Annotated in this window: 12 protein-coding genes and 1 pseudogene; 5 read left to right on the forward strand and 8 right to left on the reverse strand. The window is 77.2% G+C overall.

What is annotated here, in order from left to right:
* Positions 1 to 179 precede the first annotated feature (179 nt).
* The 3 genes from ET526_RS14575 (at position 180) to ET526_RS14585 (ending at position 3,740) form a co-directional block, all read left to right on the forward strand.
* Positions 180 to 929, forward strand: a complete 750-nt coding sequence (locus ET526_RS14575; RefSeq protein WP_135468435.1) for an SH3 domain-containing protein — start codon at positions 180 to 182, stop codon at positions 927 to 929.
* Between the two features lie 70 nt (positions 930 to 999).
* A complete protein-coding gene (gene purB / locus ET526_RS14580; protein ID WP_135468436.1) occupies positions 1,000 to 2,376 on the forward strand; it encodes an adenylosuccinate lyase in 1,377 nt (458 codons plus the stop codon).
* A gap of 62 nt (positions 2,377 to 2,438) precedes the next feature.
* A complete protein-coding gene (locus ET526_RS14585) occupies positions 2,439 to 3,740 on the forward strand; it encodes an aspartate aminotransferase family protein (RefSeq protein WP_135468437.1) in 1,302 nt (433 codons plus the stop codon).
* Between the two features lie 96 nt (positions 3,741 to 3,836).
* On the opposite strand, the gene pbpC is transcribed toward ET526_RS14585, so the two are convergent.
* Positions 3,837 to 5,816 carry a penicillin-binding protein 1C gene (pbpC, locus tag ET526_RS14590; RefSeq protein WP_240048407.1) on the reverse strand — a complete coding sequence of 660 codons (1,980 nt, stop codon included), beginning with the start codon at positions 5,814 to 5,816 and terminating at the stop codon, positions 3,837 to 3,839.
* A 45-nt stretch (positions 5,817 to 5,861) separates the two neighbouring features.
* Positions 5,862 to 10,964 (reverse strand): alpha-2-macroglobulin family protein, encoded by a 5,103-nt coding sequence (locus ET526_RS14595; RefSeq protein ID WP_135468439.1) that lies wholly within the window; start codon positions 10,962 to 10,964, stop codon positions 5,862 to 5,864.
* Between the two features lie 191 nt (positions 10,965 to 11,155).
* Here ET526_RS14595 and ET526_RS14600 point away from each other — a divergent pair, with 191 nt between their 5' ends.
* Complete coding sequence (locus ET526_RS14600; RefSeq protein ID WP_135468440.1) at positions 11,156 to 12,274, forward strand: efflux RND transporter periplasmic adaptor subunit; 1,119 nt, start codon at positions 11,156 to 11,158, stop codon at positions 12,272 to 12,274.
* 16 nt (positions 12,275 to 12,290) lie between these two features.
* Positions 12,291 to 15,398: an efflux RND transporter permease subunit gene (locus tag ET526_RS14605; protein WP_135468441.1), complete on the forward strand. Its 3,108-nt coding sequence runs from the start codon at positions 12,291 to 12,293 to the stop codon at positions 15,396 to 15,398.
* 9 nt (positions 15,399 to 15,407) lie between these two features.
* Here ET526_RS14605 and era read toward each other — a convergent pair whose 3' ends face one another.
* From era to ET526_RS14635, 6 genes and pseudogenes are all read right to left on the reverse strand, one after another.
* Complete coding sequence (era, locus tag ET526_RS14610) at positions 15,408 to 16,337, reverse strand: GTPase Era (RefSeq protein ID WP_135468442.1); 930 nt, start codon at positions 16,335 to 16,337, stop codon at positions 15,408 to 15,410.
* Positions 16,334 to 17,407, reverse strand: coding sequence for a chemotaxis-specific protein-glutamate methyltransferase CheB (gene cheB, locus ET526_RS14615; RefSeq protein ID WP_135468443.1), 1,074 nt, complete (start codon positions 17,405 to 17,407; stop codon positions 16,334 to 16,336). Before cheB ends, era begins: the two co-directional genes overlap by 4 nt.
* On the reverse strand, positions 17,404 to 19,629 hold the full coding sequence (locus tag ET526_RS14620) for a hybrid sensor histidine kinase/response regulator (protein ID WP_135468444.1): 2,226 nt from the start codon (positions 19,627 to 19,629) through the stop codon (positions 17,404 to 17,406). Before ET526_RS14620 ends, cheB begins: the two co-directional genes overlap by 4 nt.
* A gap of 22 nt (positions 19,630 to 19,651) precedes the next feature.
* The gene (locus tag ET526_RS14625) at positions 19,652 to 21,319 is read right to left on the reverse strand and encodes a methyl-accepting chemotaxis protein (protein WP_204623645.1); all 1,668 of its coding nucleotides are present in this window, start codon (positions 21,317 to 21,319) and stop codon (positions 19,652 to 19,654) included.
* A 5-nt stretch (positions 21,320 to 21,324) separates the two neighbouring features.
* Positions 21,325 to 21,882, reverse strand: a complete 558-nt coding sequence (locus tag ET526_RS14630) for a chemotaxis protein CheW (protein ID WP_135468445.1) — start codon at positions 21,880 to 21,882, stop codon at positions 21,325 to 21,327.
* A gap of 2 nt (positions 21,883 to 21,884) precedes the next feature.
* A pseudogene (locus tag ET526_RS14635) lies at positions 21,885 to 22,331 on the reverse strand (CheR family methyltransferase); the annotation flags it as partial.

Below are 22,331 nucleotides of genomic sequence, written 5' to 3' on the forward strand. Positions count from 1 at the left end.
GGCCGCCCGTCCCCGGCAGGTGGAACGGGCGCATCACCGCCCAGGAGGGGGCGGGGGCCGTGAGGCTCCCGTCCTGTTTTGTTTCGGACCATGCGAATTTATGGCTTTTTCGTGGCGGGCCGGAAACCCGTCACCACCCAAGCGCTTTCGTTCCGCTGTCAGAGCCGGAGGAGGAGGCAGTGACTCGCAGGGCATGGCCACCGGTAATCGGCGCGGGGCTGCTCGCCGCCCTCGCCGCCGTGCTGCTGCTGCGCGCCGGCACGGAGGAGGTGGTGGCCGCCTCCGCCCTTCCCCCGCCGCCCGACCCCGCCGCGCAGGCCGAGGCGCTGGCGCTGCAGAGCCTGCGCGCGCGGCTGCGCGACCCCGACCAAGCGCGCTTCGCCGTGCTCGGCGTCTGGCGCTACGGCCCCGAGGATGAGCGCGCCGTCTGCGGCACCATCGCCTCCCCCGAACTGCCCGGCGGCACCGCTCGCTTCGTCCTCCGCGTCGTGCTCCCCGAGGACGGGGCGGCGCTGCCCGCCGATGCCCGCATCCGCCCGCGCGGCGCCACGACCATCCTGGAGGAGGGGCCCGGCGTGATCCGCCCCACCCCCTGGGCGCGGGAGCGCTTCTGCCGCGATGCCGAGGCGCCGCGGCCGGAGCCCGTCTCCGCCCAGGCGCCGCCCCGGCCCCCGGTCGCGGCGACCGGGACCGCCATGCCGCCGCCCCCGGCCGCCGGCGGCGGGGCGCGGGAGCGGGTGCTGGTCCACTCCCCGGCCAATCTGCGCGCCGGGCCGGGCGGCGGCGCCTCGGTGCTCTCCGTGGTGCCGCGCGGCCGGACGCTCGAGGTGTTCGACCAGGCGCCGGGCGGCTGGGTCCGCGTCGGCGACGGCGAGCCCTGGGGCTGGATCCACGCCAGCCTGCTCGCCGGGGCGCCGCCCGGCCACTGATCCCCCGCCCCGTTGCGCCGCCCCGCCGCGGGCGGCAGGCTGCGGGAAAACCAGCGGGAGGACGCGCCGGATGGGCACCCATGTCACCGACAGCCGGCTGTTCGGCGACCAGTTCGGCACGCCGCGCATGCGGGAGATCTTCTCCGACGAGGCGACGGTGCAGCGGTGGCTCGACGTCGAGGCGGCGCTGGCGCGGGTGCAGGCCAGGCTCGGCATCATCCCCGAGGCGGCGGCGCGCGCCATCTGCGAGCACGCGCGGGTGGAGCTGCTCGACCTCGACGCCATGAAGCGGGAGATGGACCGCACCAGCCATCCGATCGTGCCGCTGCTGCGCGCGGTGCAGGCGATCTGCCCCGGCGACGCCGCCGAATGGATCCACTGGGGCGCCACCACCCAGGACATCATGGACACCGGCACGGTGCTCCAGCTCCGCGACGCGCTGGCGGAGATCGAGGCCGCACTGCGCGATCTGCTCGGCGCGCTCTGCGCCCTCGCCCGCGCCCATCGCGACACGGTGATGGCAGGGCGCACCCATGGCCAGCAGGCGCTGCCCGTCACCTTCGGTTTCAAGGCCGCGGTCTGGGCCGCCGAGGTGGCGCGCCACCTCGACCGGATCGCGGAGATGCGCCCGCGCGTACTGGTCGGGCAGTTCGGCGGCGCCGTCGGCACACTGGCCGCGCTGGGGGCGGAGGGCGAGGCGGTGCGGCGGGGGCTGTTCGAGGAGCTCGGCCTCGGCGTGCCGCTCATTGCCTGGCACACGGCGCGCGACGGCATGGCGGAGTGCGCCTGCGTGCTGGCGATCGTCGCCGGAACGGCGGGAAAGATGGCGCAGGAGGTCTATGCGCTGCAGAAGACCGAGACCGCCGAGCTGGAGGAGCCCTTCGCCCACGGCAAGGTCGGCAGCTCCACCATGCCGCACAAGCGCAACCCGGCGGTGTGCGAGACCATCGCCGCCCTGGCCCGCGCCGCGCGCGCCGTCGCGCCCCAGGCGATCGAGGGGGTGATGGCCGAGCACGAGCGCGACAAGATCGTGCTGCAGTCCGAGCGCGAATGGACGGCGCGGCTCTGCTGCCTGACCCACGCGGCGCTGGTGAAGTCCGCCTGGGTGATGCGCGGCCTGACCGTGCGCGCGGAGGCCATGGCGCGCAACCTCTCGGCGCTGGACGGGCTGCTGATGAGCGAGCGGGTGATGTTCGCCCTCGGCCACCGCTTCGGCAAGCAGGAGGCGCACGAGATGGTCTACGAGGTGTGCATGGCCGCCTTCGAGTCTGGGCGGCCGCTGCGCGAGGCGCTGCTCGCCGACCCGCGCATCGTCGCCGCGCTGCCGGCCGGGGAGATCGACCGCCTGCTCGACCCGCGCGGCTACACCGGCATGGCCGGCGCCTTCGTGGACCGGGTGCTGGAGGAGGTGGCGCCGAAGCTGCTCCCCGGCGGGGCGGGGCGGTAGCGTCCGCGGCCGGAAACCGCTCTACTCCCGCCCGGACACCGGACAAGGGAGGGAGCGTCCGCATGGCCATCGCCAGGAGCGCGGAGGAGACGGCGCTGATCGAGCGCGCCCGCCGCGTGCTGCCCGCCGGCAGCTTCGGCAATTTCGCCGCCGACATCGTCATCCGCGAGGGGCGCGGCGGCCGGGTGTGGGATGTCAGCGGCAACGAGTACGTGGACTACCTGCTCGGCTCCGGCCCCATGTTCATCGGCCACTGCCACCCCGAGGTGGTGGAGGCGGTGCGGGAGCAGGTCGGGCGCGGCACCACCTTCTTCGCCAACAACGAGCACGGCATCGCGCTCGCCGAGGCGATCGTCGAGGCGGTGCCCTGCGCCGAGCAGGTGCGCTTCCTCTCCTCCGGCACCGAGGCCGACCTCTACGCCATGCGCCTCGCCCGCGCCTTCCGCGGCCGCGACAGGATCCTGAAATTCGAGGGCGGCTACCACGGCATGAGCGACTACGGGCTGATGAGCCTGGCGCCGCGCCAGCCGGGCAACTTCCCCCTCCCCGTGCCGGATTCCGCCGGCATCCCGCGATCGGTGCGCGACGAGGTGCTGGTCGCCCCCTTCAACGACGCCGAGGCGGTGGAGCGGCTGGTGGCGGCGCGGCACGAGGAGATCGCCGCCATCATCGTCGAGCCCTTCCAGCGCCTGATCCCGCCCGCGCCCGGCTTCCTCGCCGCGCTGCGCGCGCTCTGCGACCGCCACGGCATCCTGCTGATCTTCGACGAGGTCGTCACCGGCTTCCGCTTCGCCTATGGCGGCGCGCAGGCCTATTACGGCGTGACGCCCGACCTCTGCACGCTCGGCAAGATCATCGGCGGCGGCTTCCCGCTGGCGGCGGTGGCGGGCCGCGCCGGGATCATGGCGCATTTCGACAAGGCGCAGGTCGGCGAGGACCGCTTCCTGCTGCAGATCGGCACCCTCTCCGGCAACCCGGTCGCCTCGGTGGCCGGGCTGAAGACGCTGGAGATCCTCCGCCGCCCCGGCGCCTACGAGAAGGTCTTCGCCACCGGCCGGGCGCTGATGGAGGGCATCGCGGACCAGCTCCGCCGCGCCGGCCTGCCCGCGCAGGTGGTCGGCGAGCCGCCGCTCTTCGACGTGGTGTTCGCCGATGGCGAGGTGCGCGACTACCGCGGCACGCTGCGCGCCGACAGGGAGGTGCAGGCGCATGTCAACGCCCATCTGCGCCAGGGCGGCATCCTGAAGGGGGAAAGCAAATTCTACCTCTCGCTCGCGCATGAGGAGCGCGACGTGGCGCAGACCCTCGAGGCCTTCGCCGCCGCCATCGCCGCCCTGCCGGCGCGGCGGGCCGGCGCCGCGTGAGGCGCGGCGGCGCCGGCGCTCCGGCCGGTGCCGCCTGCTCCCGCCCTTCGCGCGGCGGCGTCGCGCGAACGGCCCTTTCCGCCGTCCGCGATCCCTCTACCGCACCCGCAGCTCCGCCGCCGCTGCCGCGCCCTCGGCGTCCAGCACCGTCACCCGGTAGAAGCCGGGGCCGGGCGGCGTCCAGGCGGCCTCGCGCCGCGCCGGGTCGGCGGGCAGGGGGCGGCCGTCCACCAGGAAGGTCAGCGGCCGCCGCCCGCCGGCGGCACGCAGCGTCACCGGCCCCGGCGCCTCGGCCAGTACGGCGCCGGGCGGGGGGAAGAGCAGCCTGAGCCGGTCGGGCGCCGCGGCCAGCGGCGGCGGGGTGCCGGGGCGCACCGTCAGGGGGGCGAGCGGCGCCGGCGGCAGGCGCTCGAACAGGCGGGCGAGCAGCGGCAGGGCGGTGCGCGCGCCGCCGGCGCCGGGCAGCGGCGTGCCGTCCGGCCGCCCGACCCAGACGGCGGCGACGTGCCGCCCGTCGAAGCCGAGCGCCCAGGCATCCCGCCCGCCCCAGCTTGTGCCGGTCTTCCAGGCGATGCCCGACGGCCCGCCGCCCGGAAAGGGCTGCACCAGGATCGCCGCGGCAAGGGCGGCGGCGCGCGGCTCCAGCACCGGCGCCCCCCGCGCCTCCGGGCCGGGGAGCAGGCGCAGCGGCCCCGCCCGCCCCCCGTCGCCGAGCACGGCGTAGAGCGCGGCCATCTCGCGCAGCGTGGCGCCGAAGCCGCCGAGCGCCAGCGGCAGGGAGGGGTCGGCGCCCGGCGGCAGGCGCGGCGGCGCGCCGGCGGCCTTCAGCGCCGCGGCCAGGCGCGCCGGCCCGACCTCGGCCAGCAGCGCCACCGCCGGCAGGTTCAGCGACCGGCGCAGCGCCTCGGCCAGGGTGACGCGCCCGGCGAAGCCGCGGTCGAAATTCTCCGGCGCGTAGGCGCCGAAGCGCCGCGGCAGGTCGTCGAGCAGCGTGCCGGGCGCGGCGATGCCGGCCTCGAAGGCCATGGCGTAGAGGAAGGGCTTGGCCGCCGAGCCGGGCGAGCGGACCGCCCGCGTCAGGTCGAGCGACCCCGCCCGCGCCCCGGCGCCGAAATCGCCGCCGACCAGGGCGCGCACCTCGCGCGGGCCGAGCTCCGCCACCAGCAGCGCCAGCGAGGCGCGCTCGGGCAGCGCGCGCAGCGCCTCGGCCGCGATCTCCTCCGCCGCGCGCTGCAGGGAAAGGTCGAGGGTGGTGACGAGGCGCGGCGCCGCCCCCCGCGCCAGCTCCCGCGCCAGGTGCGGGGCGAGGCGCGGCATCGGCCGCCGCGCCGCCGGCACCGGGGCGGCGAGGGCGAGGGCCACGTCCTCCGCCGAGAGGCCCGGCGCCCCGGCGGCGCGGCGCAGCAGCACGGCATCGCGCGCCGCCGCGGCGCGCTCCGGATGGCGGTCGGGGCGCAGCGCCTCCGGCCGGCGGGCGAGGGCGACCAGCAGCGCCGCCTCGGCCGGGTCGAGCGCGGCGGCGGGCCGGCCGAACCAGGCGAGCGAGCCGGCCCGCACCCCCTCCAGGTTGCCGCCCATCGGCGCCAGGGTCAGCCAGATGCGGAGCACCCCCTGCTTGCCGAACCGCGCCTCGAGCTGCAGGGCGCGCAGCATCTCGGCCGCCTTGCCGCGCAGGCCGCGCGGCCGCGGCTCCAGCAGCCGCGCCGCCTGCATGGAGAGGGTGGAGCCGCCCGAGACCACCCGCCCGGCCCGCGCCCACTGCCAGGCGGCGCGCGCCAGGGCGAGCGGGTCCACGCCCGGATGGCGGTGGAAGCGCCGGTCCTCGGCGGCGACCAGCAGCGCCAGCAGGTGCGGCGGCACGTCGGCCGCCGCGGTGGGAAGCCGCCACACCCCGCCCGGCGCCGGCAGCACGGAGAGGGTGCGGCCCTCGCGGTCCAGCACCTCGGTCCCCACCGCGTGCAGGCGGGAGAGGTCGGGCGGGAAGGCGCGGTCGAGCGCCACCGCCAGCGTCCCGGCGCCGAGCAGCGCCAGGGCGGCGAGGGCCGCCCCGCGCCGCCGGGAGGGGGGTATCCGCACCTCCCTACCCCCGCCGCGCCGCGGCATTCCCCGCCCGCGCGGGCCTCACCGCGCGCCCCCCGGCTCCTCCGCCGGCAGCACGCTGATCCGCCCGGCGTTCTGCCGGGCGAAGATCGCCGGGCGGTACATGTCCTCGAGCAGCGCGCCAGGCAGCTCGAACCGCCCCGCCGTGACCGCGCGCAGCCGCGCGGCGATGCGGAATTCCGGCCGCTCCGGCGTCAGGTCGAGCGCGGCGGCGAGGCGGTCGTCGAGCGCGGGGATGGCCGCCGCCCCGGATAGGGTGCCGAGCCAGGGCATCCCCGCCACCTCGCCCGCCGGCAGGCGGCCGAGGATCTCCCACCCCGCCGGCAGCCCCTGCTGCAGCAGGGCGCGGTGCGCCTCCCCCGTCTCCGCCCGCCCCTCCAGCAGCAGCACGAACACCGTGCCCTGGCGCAGCGCATCGAGGGCCAGCGGCTGCCCGGCGAGGTCGAGGAAGCGCCGCCGCACCTGCATCCCCGCCCGCCCCGCCGGCGGCGGCCGGGCCGGGATGCCGGTGACCGAGACGCTGGCCCAGACCGGCGCGTCGGAGAGGTTGCGCGCCACCCCCGGCGCGGAGAGCGCCACCGCCAGCAGCGGCGCCGGCGGCTGTGCCGCGCCGTTCACCGCCACCTGCACCGGCCGCCCCTCCCGCCCGAGCGCCGCCGCCGCGGCGACGGCCCAGGCCCGCTCCTGGGTGCTCGCGCCCTCGGGGGTGAGTTCCGGCCCGGGCAGCCTGGCCCGCAGCGCGGCGAGCCGCTCGGGCAGCAGCCCGCTTTCCCGCAGCAGCACCGCGATCGCCAGCGCGTCGCGCGCGGCGCTGCCGTAATCGTAGGTCCAGGGCCGGCGCGCCGGGTCGGCGAGGGCGGCGGCGAAGGCGGCCTCGGCGCGCGGCGCGTCGCCGGCGCGGGCGAAGGCGGCGCCGAGCTGCGCCTTGGCCAGCGGCGTCGGCAGCGCCTCCAGCCCCTCCAGCAGCCGCCGCGCGGCGCCGGGGCGCGGCCGGCCGGCGAGGGAGAGCACGTGCAGCCGGTAGGCCTGGGCGGCGCGGCCCTCCGGCGTGTCCGGCGTCGGCTCCTCCACCTGCGCGGCGATGGCGCCGAGCGCCGCCTCCAGCGCCGCCTCGGGGATGGCGGCGCCGGCCATGCGGGCGCGCAGCAGCGCCTCGGCGGCGTAGGCGCCGGTCCAGGGGTCCGGCGCGTCCTGGGCCGACCACAGGCCGAAGCCGCCGTCGAAGCGCTGTCGGTCCAGCACCTGCTCCGCCGCCTGCTGCAGCGGCCCCGCCCCGCCCTCCCCGGCGGTGGCGGCGAAGGCCAGCAGCCGGCTCGCCGCCTGTTCCAGGCAGGCGAAGGCATGATCCTCCAGCAGGCGCCGCATCCCGGCGGCGTCGTAGCGCACCGCCCCGCCGAAGCTCGCCGAGGCGCGCCAGGTGCCGGGCAGGAAGCGCGCCGGGTCGAGCGGCAGCGGCCACTCGGCGCCGGGCGGGATCTCCCCGGCGGTCACGGCGGCGGCGGGGGGCCGGGCGGAGCGGACGGTGATCCGCGCCTCCCGCTCCGCCGCGAAGCCGTCCGGGCCGGTGACGGCGAGGCGCAGCACCCCCTCCCCCGCCGCCACGGCGCGCAGCGCGCTGGCCGGCAGGGCGCGGGCGCCGGGGGCGAGGACGGCGGAGAGCCGCTCCGGCCCCGCCAGCGCGATCGCGCCCCCGGCCGAGAGCGTCGCCACCGCCTCGCCCTCCGGCAGGTCCAGGTTGTGCAGCAGCACCGGCAGGCGGGCCTCGTCGCCGGGGGCGAGGAAGCGCGGCAGCAGCGCCTCCGCCACCAGCGGGTCGCGCACCGTCAGCGCGCGGCTGGCCGCGCCGCTGCGCGCCCCCGCCCAGGCCACCGCCATCAGCCGCAGCTCCCCGGCGAAGTCGGGAAGGTCGAGGGCGACGGTGGCGGTACCGTCCGCGGCGACGCGCACGGGCCCGGAGAACAGCGCCACCGTCCGCTGCGGGATGTCGAGCGCCGCCGCCTCCAGCAGCCCGTCGCCGCCCTGGCGCAGCAGCGCCGCCTCGCCCTCCTGCGGCGGGATCAGCCGGCCGTAGTCGTCGCGGATGTCCACGCCGAGGCGGCGCTGGCCCGTGGCGTGCGCCAGCGGGTCGGGGCTGGCGAAGCCGGTGAGGCGCAGGATCCCCTCATCCACCGCGGCGAGGGTGAGCATCGCCCCCTCCCCGGCACCGGTCAGGCGCAGCGGGATCTCCAGGCGCCGGCGCGGCGTGACCCGCTCCGGCCCGCCGATCTCGACGCCGATGCGGCGCGCTTCGGGGTCGAGCTGCAGCCAGGCGAGGCCGAGGGCGCGGGCCGGCTGCCCCTCCCGCGCCTCGCCCGGGCGGAACACGGTGACGGCGAGGTAGGCGCCGGCGCCCCATCCGGGGTCCACCGGCACCTCGATCTCCGTCCCCGCCTCCTCGGCCGCGATCTCGCGCAGCGAGACCAGCCGGTCGGTCAGCACCGCGACCGAGGCGGGGCCGGAGAAGGGCGGGGTGATGCGCAGCCGCGCCACCTCGCCGGGGGCGTAGGCGCGGCGGTCGGCGGCGACGTCCACCCGGTCCGGCACCTCGGGGCCCTCCGCCCCGGCCCAGCCGCTGCGGAAGCGGAGCGAGGTGACGGCCATGCCGCCCGGCTCGCTCACCTCCAGCCGGTAGCGGCCGAAGGGGAGGGAGCGGGCGAAGCGGGCCGGCGCCTCCGGCGAGACGGCGATCTCGGCGGAGTCCACCGGCTCGTCCCGCCACACCGTCTCGTAGCGGGCGAGGCTGCCGCTTGTGACGAGGCGCCAGTCCGGCCGCTCCCGCACCAGCCGGGCGCGCAGCGTGGCGGCGACGGGGCGGGCCTCGGCGTCCAGCGCCACGATCTCGAACCCCGCCTCCGCCCCCGCATCCACGGCGGGGCCGGCGAAGAGCGGGCGCAGCCCGATCAGCCGCTCCGCCGCCCGCACCGGCAGGGAGAGGCGGGCGCGGGAGGCGCGGCCGCCCGGCTCGTCCAGCGAGACCGTCACCTCGGCCCGCAGCGGCCAGGTGGTGTCGGGGGCGCGGGGCAGCAGCAGGGCGACCCCGCCCTCGCCCCGCGCGTCGAGCGGCGGGACCTCGAAGGTCAGCAGGTCGGGGGCGAAGGCCTCGTCGGCGAGGCCGAAGACGAAGTCGCGCCACTGCCCGAAGGGGGAGCGCACCGCCTGCAGCCGCAACTCGGCGCTCCCCGAGAGGCCGGCGCCCGGCGCACCGTAGAGGAAGCGGGCGGAGACGGGCAGGGCCAGGGGCCGGCCCGGCACCAGCGGGCCGGGGGCGGGGCCGGCGGTCACCTCCAGCCGCTCGGGCACGAAGGCCTCGACGCGGAACTCGGCGCGGCCGATGGGCGGCGCGTCGGGGTCGGCCAGCGCCTCCACCGTCCAGACCCCGGCGGGGGCGGCGGCGGGCAGCGCCACGGGCCAGAACGCCGCCGCGCCCGGCGCGCGCGCCGGCACCGCCTCGGCGAGCACGCTGCCGTTCGGGCGGCGCACCCGGAAGCGGGCGGGCAGGTCCACCGGCTGGCCGCCGCCGTCGCGCAGCAGGGCGGCCACCTGCACCGTCTCGCCGGGGCGGTAGATGCCGCGGTCGAGCCAGAGGAAGGCGTCGAGCGGCCCGGGCCGCGGCGCCCCGGCGGCGCCGCGGTCGGAGAGGTCGAAGGCCGCGGCCTCGAGGTCGAGCGCCGCCATGTCCCCCTCCGGCCCGAAGGCGTGGAGCGCACGCGGCGCCGCCGGCCCCCGGCCGCGCAGCAGCGCGCCGGGAAAGCGCGCGAGCCCCTCCGGCCCGGTCTCCGCCTCCGCCAGCACGTCGTTGCCGGTGGCCAGCAGCCGCACCCGCACCCCCGGCAGCGCTTGGCCGGAGGCGAGGCCGCGCGCCTGCACCGCCAGCTCCTCCCCGCCGCGCCAGGCGGTGAGGCCGAGATCGGTCACCATCACCGGCAGCGCCGCGGCGCGGGCGCGGGAGCCGTCGGCGGGCTTCGCGACCAGCACGTGCAGGCCCGGACCGGCCTCGCGCGCCGCCTGCGGCAGCGGCAGGGGGGTGCGGAGGGTGCGGTTGGCCTCGAAGCGCGGCAGCTCGGCGCGGCCCTCCCAAACCGTGCGGCCCCAGCTCTCCGGGATGTCCTCGGCCGCCCAGGCCTCGATCGCCTCGCCCGGCCGCCAGGCGCGGCCGAAGGGCAGGAGGTTGCGCTCGGTCACCCGCACCAGGCGGAGGGAGAGGCTGGCGACGTTGACGGTGGCGACCGGCACGCGCGCCGCCTGGCCGCGCGGCAGCAGGAAGTGCCGGGTGTCGAAGGCGATGCGCGCCGCGCGGTCCGGCATGGCGATGCGAAGCTCGGTGTCGCGGGCGAGGCGCAGCCCGTCCTCCCCCGGCAGGCCGGCGCGCAGCACCAGCCGCGTGGTGGCGCCGTGCGGCAGGCCGGCGACGCAGAGCGCATCCCCCTCCCGCGTCACGGCGAGGGGCGGGTCGGCCCGCACCCAGTCCTCCGGCCGCCAGTCGTCGCGGCGGGCGAGCGGCGCGGTGAAGGCGAGGCAGGCGCGCGCGGGCTCGGCCTCCGGCTCGGTGTTGATGCGCGCGACCAGAAGGCCGGCGGCGCGGCGGGCTTCGGCCAGCATCTCGCGGTAGCGGGCCTCCTCCGGCGCGCGCTCGACCACGGCGGCGAGCGCCTGCAATTGCTGCGCCGGGCGGCCGAGCCGGTGCAGCGCCTCGGCCATGGCGAGCAGGGCGGGGATCTCCGGCGCGCCGGGCGGCACCGCCTGGAAATTGGCCCAGGCCGCCTGCAGGGCGCGGGCGGGTTCGGGCGGGTCGCGGCGGAGCTGGGCGCGGGCCAGGGCCAGCCAGTGCTCGGGCCGCGCCTCCCCGCCGGCGACGCGCTCCTCCCAGGCAGCGGCGGCGCCGGCCCAGTCGCCGCGCCGCTCCGCCTCCGCCGCGCGCCGCTCCGCCGCCGCGCGCTGCGCCGCGGTGGCGCCGGCAGGGAAGCGGCGGGAAAGCTCCCCGGCATAGGCCTCGGCGTCGCGGGCGAGGCCGGGCAGGTCGAAGCCCTGCGCCGCCGCCGGCGTGGCGGCGAGCAGCAGGGCGAGCAGCAGGGCGGCGAGGCGCATGGGGGCGGGACCGGTGCGGCGCGGGCGGGCAGCATGCGCCGCCGGGCGGGCACGTTGCCAGCCCCGCCGCGCGCGGCGATGCTGCGCCGGGCCCGCCGCTTTCCCACCGCGCGGGTTCCGTGACGGATTGTAACGACGCCTCGCGCTTTTCCCACGGCGCGCCCATATCCAAGCGTTCTTGGACAGACCGCATGACAAGACGCGTGCTGCTCGCCCTGCTCGCCTGCGCGCTCCTGGCGGCGGGCGCACCCCTGCGTCCGGCGCTTGCCCAGGCGGGCGTGCCGGTGACGACCGAGCCGGTCCGCTTCGGCCCGGTGCCGGTGGAGATCCTGGCCAACGGCATCGTCGCCGCGGAATCCGTGGTGACGGTGCGCACCCGCGTGGACGGGCAGATCACCGAGGTGCACGTCACCGAGGGGCAGATGGTGCGCCGCGGCCAGCCCCTGTTCACCCTGGATGCGCGCCAGGCCGAGGCGCAGCTCGCCGAGCGCGAGGCGCAGATGGCGCGCAACCGCGCCCTGCTCGCCCGCGCCGAGGCCGACATGCGCCGCTACGAGGCGCTGCGCGGCCAGGGCTTCGCGGCGCAGCAGCGCTTCGAGCAGGCGCAGGCCGAGGCGCTGGCGGCGGCGGCGAATGTGCGCGCCGACGAGGCGGTGATCCGCCAGATCCGCCTCGGCATCGAGTTCGCCACCATCCGCGCCGAGGCCGACGGGCGGCTCGGCGCCCTGCCGCTGCGGCAGGGCAATTTCGTCCGCCAGGCGGAGAACGTGGCGCTCGCCACCATCACCCAGATGGACCCGATCATGGTGAGCTTCGCCGTGCCGGAGCGCTGGCTGCGCGAGATCAAGGCGGCGCTCGCCGAAGGCGCGCCGGTGGTGCGCGCGCGCCCCGACGGCGACGCCGGCCCGCCGGCGGAGGGCAGGCTGGTCTTCGTGGACAGCGCGGTGGACACCGCGACCGGGACCATCCTGCTCAAGGCCCGCTTCGACAATCCCGACCTCCGGCTCTGGCCCGGCCAGTACGTGCAGGTGACGCTGGTGCCGCGGGTGGAGGAGGCGCTCACCATCCCCTCCGCCGCGCTGCAGACCGGCCAGTCGGGCCGCTTCGTCTACGTGCTGGAGGAGGGGACGGCGCGGCGGCGCGGCGTGGAGCTGGTCCGCCCCGTGGGCGACCGCGTGGTGGTGCGCGGCGAGCTGGCGGCGGGGGAGAAGGTGATCGTGGACGGCGCGCAGCGCGTCACCGACGGCAGCCGGGCGGTGGAGCGCAACCCGCCGCCGCCGGCGGCGCCGCGCCTTTCCAGCGCGCGGTGAGGGGGAGGGCGGCGGGATGAGGCTGTCCGAGATCTGCATCCGCCGCCCGGTGATGACCGGGCTGCTCACCCTCGCCGCGGTGGTCTGCGGCATCGTCGCCTATCTGCGCATGCCGGTGGCCGCCGTGCCGCGGGTGGACTTCCCGGTCATCACCGTCTTCGCCAACTTCCCCGGCGCCAGCCCCGAGACCATGGCGACCAGCGTCGCCCTGCCGCTCGAGCGCGAATTCTCGACCATCGCCGGGCTCGAGAGCATGTCCTCCATCAACGGGCAGGACACCACGCAGATCACGCTGCAATTCGTGCTCGGCCGCAACATCGACGCGGCGGCGCAGGACGTGCAGGCGGCGATGACGCGGGCGCAGCGGCGCCTGCCCATCGACATGACCATCCCGCCCTCCTTCCGGAAGGTGAACCCGGCGGATGCGCCGGTGATCCTGCTCGCCCTCTCGGGCGGGGACATCCCGCTCTACCGCCTGAACGACATCGCCAGCACCATCATCGCCCCGGCGCTGTCGCGCGTGCCCGGGGTGGCGCAGGTGGTCACCTTCGGCGAGCAGCTCTACGCCGTGCGGGTGCGGCTGGCGCCGGACCGCATCGCCGCCATGGGCCTCTCCCTCGATGCGGTGCAGCAGGCGATCGTGCAGGCCAACTCCAACACCCCGGTCGGCCTGCTGCAGGGGGAGCGGCAGCAGTTCACGCTGCGCGCCAACGACCAGCCGCAGGACGCCGAGTCCTTCGGCCGGCTCGTCGTCGCCGGCCGGGCCCAGGCGCCGGTCCGGCTGAACGAGATCGCCGAGGTGGTGGACGGGGTGCAGAACACCCGCATGGCCACCTGGCGCAACGGGGAGCGGGCGCTGGTGCTCGCCGTGCAGCGCCAGCCCGACGCCAACACGGTCGAGGTGGTGGACGGGGTGCGCGCCAGCCTGCCGGGAATGCAGGCGGCGCTGCCGCCCGGCGCGCGGCTCGACGTGCTGCTCGACCGCTCGGTCTCGATCCGCGACGCGGTGCACGACGTGCAGCACCACCTGATGATCGCGATCGGCCTCGTCGCCCTGGTCTGCTTCCTGTTCCTGCGCCGCCTCTCCGCCACGCTGATCCCGACCGTGGCGGTGCCGATCAGCCTCTGCATGGCGCTCGGGCTGATGTACCTGCTGGGCTACGGCATCGACAACGTGACCCTGCTCGGCCTGACCATCGCGGTGGGGCTGGTGGTGGACGACGCCATCGTGATGATGGAGGCGATCATCCGCCGCATGGAGCAGGGGATGCCGCCCCTGCAGGCGGCCTTCACCGGCTCGCGCGAGATCAGCTTCACCATCCTCTCCATCACCCTGTCGCTGGTGGCGGTGTTCCTGCCGATCCTGCTGATGGGCGGCGTGGTGGGGCGGGTGTTCAACGCCTTCGCGGCCACCGTCTCGCTGGCCGTCCTCGCCTCCTGCGTCGTCTCGCTGACCCTGACGCCGCTGATGACCAGCCGGCTGAAGGCGCCGAAGCACCACGCCCGCCCGCCGCTCTGGGACCGGGCGCTGGAGCGCGGCTTCCGCGGCATGGAGGGGGCCTATGCCTGGCTGCTCGACCGGGCGCTGCGCTGGCGCTCCGTGGTCTGGCTCGCCTTCCTCGGCTCGCTCGCCGCGGCGGCCTGGATGGCGGTGAGCATCCCCAAGGGCTTCTTCCCGACCGAGGACACGGGACAGATCCGCGTCTCCACCGAGGGGCCGCGCGGCGCCTCGATGGAGGCGATGGCGGAGATGCAGAACCGCCTGGCCGAGGCGTTCCGCCGCCATCCGCACGTGGAGAACGTGGTCTCCTCCCTCGGCGCGGTGGGCGGCAGCATCTCGATCAACCAGGGCCGGATGTTCCTCGAGCTGAAGCCGCGTGCCGAGCGCCCGCCGGTCGGGCAGGTGATCCAGGAGCTGCGGCGGGAGGCCGCCCGCTTCCCCGGCCTGCGCGTGTTCCTGAGCCCGATCGAGAACATCAACTTCGGCGCCCGCATCACCCGCACCCAGTACCTCTACACCCTGCAGGGCCTCAGGCTGGACGAGCTCTACGACTGGGCGCAGCGGCTGGAGGCGCGCCTCCTCGAGCTGCCGCAGCTCCAGGACGTGAACACCGACATGCAGCTCGACGCGCCGGTGGTGCAGGTGCAGGTGGACCGCGACCGCGCCACCGCCCTCGGCGTCTCGGTCGAGCAGGTGCGCCAGGCGCTGTTCTCCGCCTTCGGCTCGCGCCAGATCAGCACCATCTACGGCCAGGCCAACGCCTATCCGGTGATCCTCGAGGCGCTGCCGGAGGACCAGCGGGACGAGAGCGGCCTCGCCAAGATCCATCTCCGCTCCTCGACCGGGCGGCTGGTGCCGCTCTCGGCGGTGGCGAGCATCGAACGCCGCGTCGGGCCGCTGAACATCAGCCACCAGGGCCAGCTCCCGGCGGTGGTGATCGGCTTCAACACGCCGCCCGGCGTGGCGCTCGGCGACGCGGTGCGCGCGATCCAGGCGGCGGAGCGCGAGATGGGGATGCCGCCCACCATCGTCACCGGCTTCTCCGGCGCCGCGCAGCTCTTCCAGCAGGCGCTGGCCGGGCAGTGGATCCTGATCCTCGCCGCGGTGCTGATCATGTACGTGGTGCTCGGCGTCCTCTACGAGAGCCTGGTCCACCCGCTCACCATCCTCTCCGGCCTGCCCTCGGCGGCGCTCGGCGCCTTCCTCACCCTCTGGGCCTTCGGCATGGAGCTCTCGGTCATCGCGGTGATCGGCGTGCTGCTGCTGATCGGCCTCGTGAAGAAGAACGCGATCATGATCGTGGACGTGGCGCTGCAGCGCCAGCGCGCCGGCGCGCCCGCCCTCTCGGCGGTGCGCGAGGCCTGCCTCGTGCGCTTCCGCCCGATCATGATGACGACGCTCGCCGCCGGCGCCGGCGCCATCCCGATCGCCGCCGGCTGGGGCGCGGCGGCGGAGCTGCGCCAGCCGCTCGGCCTTGCCGTGGTGGGCGGCCTCGCGGTCAGCCAGGCGCTGACGCTGTTCGTGACGCCGGTGCTCTATCTCGGCTTCGACGGCCTGGCGCGGCGCCTGGGCGGCAGCCGCCGCGGGGAGGCGCCGGTGGAGGCGGCGGCGCCGGCGGAGTAGGGGGGCGGATCAGCCCTCCTCCTCGAGCCCGAGGGCGCGCAGCCGCGCCCGCTCCTCGTCCCAGCCGGGACGCTCCTTGACGTTGAGGAAGAGGTGCACCGGCCGCTCCAGGAGCCGCGTCAGCTCCGCCCGGGCGCGGCGGCCGATCTCGCGGATGCGGGCGCCGCCCTCCCCGATGACGATCGCCTTCTGCCCGGGGCGGGAGACGTAGATGGTGCAGTCCACCCGCACGCCGCCGTCGGGGCGCTCGGTCCACTGCTCGGTCTCGACCGTGGCGTGGTGGGGCACCTCCTCATGCGTCTGGCGCAGCACCTGCTCGCGCACGATCTCGGCGGCGAGCAGGCGGTCGGGCAGGTCGGTGAGCTCGTCCTCGGGGAACAGCCACGGCCCGGGCGGCATCGCCTCGGCCAGCCGGTCGAGCAGCCGGTCGAGGCCGCTGCCCTTCTCGGCCGAGACCATGAAGGTCTCCTCGGCCGGCACGAGCGCGTTGAGCTCGGCGGCGAGCGGCAGCAGCGCCGGCGGCGCGACCAGGTCCACCTTGTTCAGCACCAGCCAGACCCGCCGCCGCGCCCGCGCCAGCCGCTCCGCGATGGCACGCACCGGCGCGCCCAGCCCGCCGCGCGCATCCACGACGAACAGGGCGAGGTCGGCGTCCTGTGCCCCGCCCCAGGCGGCGGCGACCATGGCGCGGTCGAGCCGGCGGCGGGGGGCGAAGATGCCGGGCGTGTCCACCAGCACCACCTGGGACGGGCCGCGCAGGACCACGGCGCGGATGCGGAAGCGGGTGGTCTGCGGCTTGGGCGAGACGATGCTCACCTTGGTCCCGGCGAGCGCGTTGACCAGGGTGGACTTGCCGGCGTTCGGGGCGCCGACCACGGCGACGAGGCCGCAGCGCGTCGGCGCGGCGGCGGGCGGCGGCGCCTCCGGCGGGCCGCTCACCGCCTCTCCCCCGCCGCGGCGCCGCGCACCATGCGCAGCAGCCGCGGCGCGATCATCTCGAGCGGCAGCGACAGGGCGGAGGCGCCGAGGCGCGCCGCCGCGGCGGGCATGCCGTAGACCACCGCCGTGCTCTCGTGCTCGGTGATCGTCATCCCTCCCTCCCGGCGCAGGTCGAGCAGGCCGCGCGCGCCGTCCTCTCCCATGCCGGTCAGCAGGATGCCAAGCCCCCGTGCTCCCGCCGCGCGGGCGACGGAGCGGAACAGCAGCGTCGCCGCCGGGCGCTGGCCGTCCACCGGCGCCTCGGCGCTGAGGCGCAGCCTGCCCTCCGGGCCGAGCAGCAGGTGCCGGTCGCCGGGCGCCACGTGCACCCGCCCCGGCCGCGCCACCTCCCCGTCCTCGGCCAGCGCCACCGCGAGCGGCACCAGACCGTCGAGCCAGGCGGCGAACCCCTCAAGGAAGGGCGCGCCCATGTGCTGCACCAGCAGGATCGGCACCGGGAAGTCGGCCGGCAGCGCGCCGAGCAGCTTCGCCAGCGCCGCCGGCCCGCCGGTGGAGGCGGCGATCGCAACCACGGAGGGGCGCTGCGCCGCCTCGGCCTCCCGCGGGGCAAGGAGGGAGCGGGGGCCGAGGGCGCGCCGGCGGATCACCGGCACCTCGCTCATGATGCGGAGCTGGGTGCAGATCTCCTCGGCCAGCGCCTCGTAGCCCGCGCTCGCCGTGCCGACCGGCTTCTCCACCACGCTGAGGGCGCCGGCGCGCAGCGCGTTCATGGAGATGCGCAGCGCGGAATCCTCCACCGCGTCGGCGATCACCACGATCGGCGTCGGCTGCTCGGCCATGATGCGGCGCGTCGCCTCCAGCCCGTCCATCCCGGGCAGGCGGATGTCCATGGAGATCACGTCCGGGCGCAGCCGGGGCAGTTCGCGCAGCGCCTCCTCGGCCGAGGAGACGGCGGCGACGGGCTCGAGCCGCGGGTCGCGCGCCACGATGTGGGTGAGCAGCCGGCGGACCACGGGCGAGTCCTCGACGATCATCACCCGGATGCGGGGCTTCGCGGCGGCGTTCCTCATAGCAGGCGTCCGATGGTAGCGAGGAGCTCGCCCTGGTCGAAGGTCTGCTTCGTCACATAGGCGCTGGCGCCCAGCTCCAGGCCGCGGCGCACATCCGCCGGGTCGGTGCGGGAGGTCATCAGGATCACGGGCACCGGTGCCAGCCGCGGATCCGTCTTCATCGCCTGCAGCAGGGCGAAGCCGTCCATGCGCGGCATCTCGACATCGGCGATGACCAGATCCACCACCGCCTCGCCCCCGCGCAGCACCGCGAGCGCGTCGAGCCCGTCCACGCTCAGCAGCACCCGGTAGCCCTGCGCCTCCAGGATGCTCTTCTCGAGGGTGCGCGTGGTGATGGAATCGTCCACCACCAGGATGGTGGGCGCCGCCCGCTGCGGCGCCGCCCCCGGCGCGGCGAGGCCGAGCCCGGAGGCGGCGAGCCGCCCCTCCTCGCGCATCCAGCGCCCGACCAGCCCCTCCGGGCTCAGCACCAGCACCGGCGCCTCGTCCTCGAGCAGCGCCGCGCCGATGACGATCCCGGCATCCGTGCCCGGGGTGTCGGCCTCGCCCACCATCAGGGTGCGCACCTCGGTCAGCGCCTCGACCGCGACCGCGCAGCGCCGGGCGCCGCGGCGCAGCAGGACCGCGAGGATATGGCCGGTATCGGCAAAGGGCGGCGCATCATGGGACCCCAGCAGGGAGGAGAGGGCGACGAGCGGCACCACAACGTCGCCATCCCCCTCCGCGATCCGCACGACCGGCCGGCCTTCGACCTGCTCCAGCGCCTCCCGCGGCAGCCGCATCAGGCGCACGATCCCATGGGTGGGCAGGCCGAGCCTCCGCCCCCCCGCCTCCACCAGCAAGAGCGGCTGCAGCGCCGCCGAGAGCGGGACGGCGATCTCCACCTCCGCCCCCCAGGGCCGGCGCGGGCGGAGCTGCGCGCCGCCGCGCAGCGCCCGCGCCGCCTCCGCCACCACCGAGAGGCCCATCCCGCGGCCGGAGAGCCGGTCCACCTCGGCGGCGGTGGAGAAGCCCGGCTCGAACACCAGGGCGAGGAGCTGGTCGGCCGGCCGCGGCGGCTCGCCGGGCGCGCGCGGCGGCAGCAGCCCGCGGCGCACCGCCACCGCCTCGATGCGGTCGAGATCGGGGCCGCGCCCGTCGTCGAACACCGTCACCAGCAGCCGCCCCCCGCGGGAGGCGAGGCGCAGCCCGATCTCCGCCCGCTCCGGCTTGCCCTTCGCGGCGCGTTCCGCCGGCGGCTCCAGCCCGTGACCGATGGCGTTGCGCAGCATGTGCAGCACCGGGTCGCGCAGCGCCTGCAGCAGCCCGCGATCCGCCTGCAGGTCGAGATGCTCGAGGCGCAGCGCCACCTCGTGCCCCTCCTCCCGCGCCAGGTCGCGGGCCATGCGGGCAAGCGGGCCGAGCACCTCCTCCGCCGGCACCAGGGAGAGGCGCCCCGCCTCCTCGCGCAGCCGCCGCGCCGCCTGGTCGAGGGCGAAGGCCTCGTCCTGCTGCGCGCGGGCCAGGGCGGCGAGGCGCCGCGCCAGGGCCTCGATGCCGCCGCCCAAGGCCTCGAGCCGCGCCCGCTCCGCCGGGCGCGCGGGGGCGGCGCGGCGGCGCAGCTCCTCCCAGGCGCGTGCCAGGCTCCGCGCCTCCCCTTCCAGCTCGCGGAGCGCGCGGGCATGGCCGGCGCGGCGCTGCAGCGCCGCGACCAGCCCGTGCACGGCCCCGCCCAGGCGATCCACCTGCTCGGCGCCGACGCGCAGGTACTCGGCCGGAGCGGGGGGCTCGGCCGGGGGGGCGGCGGCGGGCGGCGGCTCGGCGGGCGGCGGCTCGGCGGGCGGCGGCGGGGCCTCCGGCGCGGCGGTGCCGAGCAGCCGGTCGAGCGCGGCCAGCGCGCCGCGCGGCGCCGGCGGCTCCGCCCCCCCGGCCAGCGCCGCGACATGGCCCTCGATCGCGTCGAGGGCGCGCTGCACCGCCCCGATCGCCCCGGCGTCGAGCGCCCGCGCACCCGCCTCCACTCCCTCGAACAGCGTCTCCAGCCGGTGGGCGAGCTGCTCGATGGCGGGCAGGTCCACCGCCCGCGCCGCGCCCTTCAGGGTGTGGGCGCGGCGCGAGGCCTCCCGCAGGTCGGGGCGGAGGCCCCGCTCCGCCTCCTCGAGCAGGGCGCGGAGCACGCCGAGATGCTCGCGGTGCTCGGCCTCGAACACCGCGAGCAGCTCCTGGCGGAGATCCGGCTCCATCCTGGGGCCCGCCCGGCCGCCGTCACAGCCGGTAGCGGTCGGTCAGGGCGACGAGCTGCTGCGACAGCGTGGCGAGGTTGGCCGCCGCGCCGTCGAGCTGGCGCGTGCTGGCGGCGGTCTGCTGGCTCGCCTGGCGGATGTTCTGCAGCGCCGTCATCACCTGCTCGATCCCGAGCTGCTGCTGGTTGGTCGAGGCGACGATCTGCTGGAAGGTCTGCACGCTCTCCTGGATGCGGCCGGTGATCTCGTGGATGGTGGACTGCGTGGTGTCGGTGCGCTCCTTGCCGGCGTTGACGCGCTTCACCGCCTCCTCGGTCAGCATCACCGAGGTGTTGATGCCGCGCTGGATGTCGCCGAGGATCGAGCGCACCTGCGCGGTCGCCTCCTTCGCCTGGTCGGCCAGCGTCTTCATCTCCGCCGCCACCACGGCGAAGCTCCGCCCCTGCTCCCCGGCCGCCGCCGCCTCGATCGCGGCGTTGAGCGCGAGCAGGTGCGAGCGTTCCGAGATGTCGTTCACCGTGCTGATGATCTCGCCGATCGCCTGGGTCTTCTCGCTGAGGGCCACGATGTTCCCGGCCACCGCCTCGGCCTGCTCGCGGATCGCGTCCATGGCGCGCGCCGTCTCCTCCACCGCGCGCAGCCCGGCGGCGCTGGTCTGCGCCGTGGCCTGGGCGGAGGCGATCACCTCCTGGGCGCGCTTGCCGATCTGGGTACCGGCGTGGGTGATCTCGTCCACCGTCGCCGCCGTCTCCTGCACCGCGGCGAGCTGCTCCTCGACGCTCGCCGCCTGCTGCTGGGTGGAGGCGCGGATCTCCGCCGCCGCGGCGTTCAGGTTCTCCGTCGCCTCCCGGCCCTGGCGCGCGAGCTGGCGCAGCCCCTCGACCATGGCCTCGAGCGAGGCGCCGAGACGCCCGAACTCGTCGCGCCCGGTCGCCGCCGTCCCGCCGGTGAGGTCGCCCTGCCCGACCCGCTCCATGAAGGCGGTGAACCGGTCGAGGGGCTGGCGGACGGAGCGGCGGATCAGCAGCGCGATGCCGAGGCCGAGCAGGACGGCGAGGCCGAGCACGAGCATGACCGAGAGCCAGCTCCGCTCGTGGACCGCGACGATGCGCCGCTGGCCGGTCGTGATCACCTCGTCCAGCACCGCGGCGGCGCGGTCCATCAGCCGGTCGAACTCGGCGTTGCTCGCCGCGAGCGCCGCCCCGGCCGCCAGCACCCCGGCGGTGTCGCCGGCGCGGATCGCCTGGAGCTGCGCCTCGGTCTGCGCCACGATCTGGCGCAGGATGCCGGCGGCCTGGCCGAGATTCTGCGCGACCTGTCGCCAGGCCTCGGCCCGCTCCGGCGACACCGCCCGGGAGGCGTAGAGGCGCGCCGCCGTCTGGCCGTCGGTCAGCGCGGCCTCGGTGGCCACGGCGTGGCGCGACCAGAGGGCGAGCGGATCCTCACCCGGCGCCGGCTGGCCGAGCGCGGCGGCGAGGTGGCGGGTCACCGCCGCCTGCCGCGCCTCGCGCATGCGGTGCTGGCCTTCCTGGATGACGAAGAGCTGGCGCAGCAGCGCGAGATCGCGCGAGACGATGGTCTCCGTCGTCTCCCGCACCGAGCCGAGCTGCTGCAGGCCGTAGGCGCCGAGCCCGAGCATCAGCAGGGCGAGGGCGGCAAAGCCGAGAAGGACGCGATTGACGATGGACACGCCGGTCAGGCTCCGGAAGCGGATGCGGGGGAGAGGAGGGGGCGCAGCAGCGCCTCGGGATCGATGAGGCCGAGCAGCGCCTCCCCCGGCCCGAGGCTGCCCGCCGGCGCGCGTGCATAGCCGACGACCGCGGCGCCGCCCACCCCGCCCGCCCGCGCGTCGGGCAGCGGCTCGGCCTCCACCACGGCCAGCGCGCGCTCGACGCGCAGCGCGATCCGCGCCGGGCGGCGCAGGCGCAGCAGGTGGCCGCGGGCGGGGGAGGGCGCTTCCGCGGCGAGGCCGAGCGCGGTGGCGAGGTCCACGACACTGCACAGCCGCCCGGCGAGGCCGATGGCGCCGAGCACCGGCGGGGCGGCGCCGGCCACCGGCACCCAGGGCCGCGCCGGCAGCACCTCGGCCAGGGCGTCGAGCGCGATGCCGCAGAGCTCCGCCCCCACGGCGCAGGCGAGCAGCCGCGCCCGCGGCGCCGCCTCCTCCGCCGTGCTGCCGCGCCGCGCCGCGAGCTGCGCCGCCCGCGCCTCCAGGATGCGCCGCGCCCGTGCCGCCTCCCGCTCCCCCGCCATCCTCAGGCCCCCGGCGCCAGGTGCGGCCGGGCGAGGGCCCTGAAGCCCGCCGCCGTCAGCCCGTCGCCCTCCTCCAGCGCCGCGGCGTCGGGCAGGGCGCGGGCGATGCGCAGCGCCTCGGCGACGGCGCGCCGGCCGGCCGACTCCCGCCCGGTGCCGATCAGCAGCAGGCCGAGCTGGTAGCGGGCCATGACGAAGCTCCCGGACAGGTAGAGGGCGCGGCGCAGCGCGGCCTCGGCCTCCGCCGCCTCGCCGAGGGCGCGCGCGATCAGCCCGTCGTAGTAGTGCAGCGCCGCGCTGGTGGGCGCCTCCCGCAGCGCGGCCCGGCAGGCGGCCCGCGCCTCGCCCAGCGCGCCGAGATCGGCGAGCGCGCGCACCCGCGCCAGCGCGTCGCCATCCGGCGCATCGGCCGGCGGAGGAGGGGCGGGCGGCCGCCGCACAGGGCGCGG

It is taken from the genome of Crenalkalicoccus roseus, assembly GCF_004761865.1.
GTDB lineage: Bacteria > Pseudomonadota > Alphaproteobacteria > Acetobacterales > Acetobacteraceae > Crenalkalicoccus > Crenalkalicoccus roseus.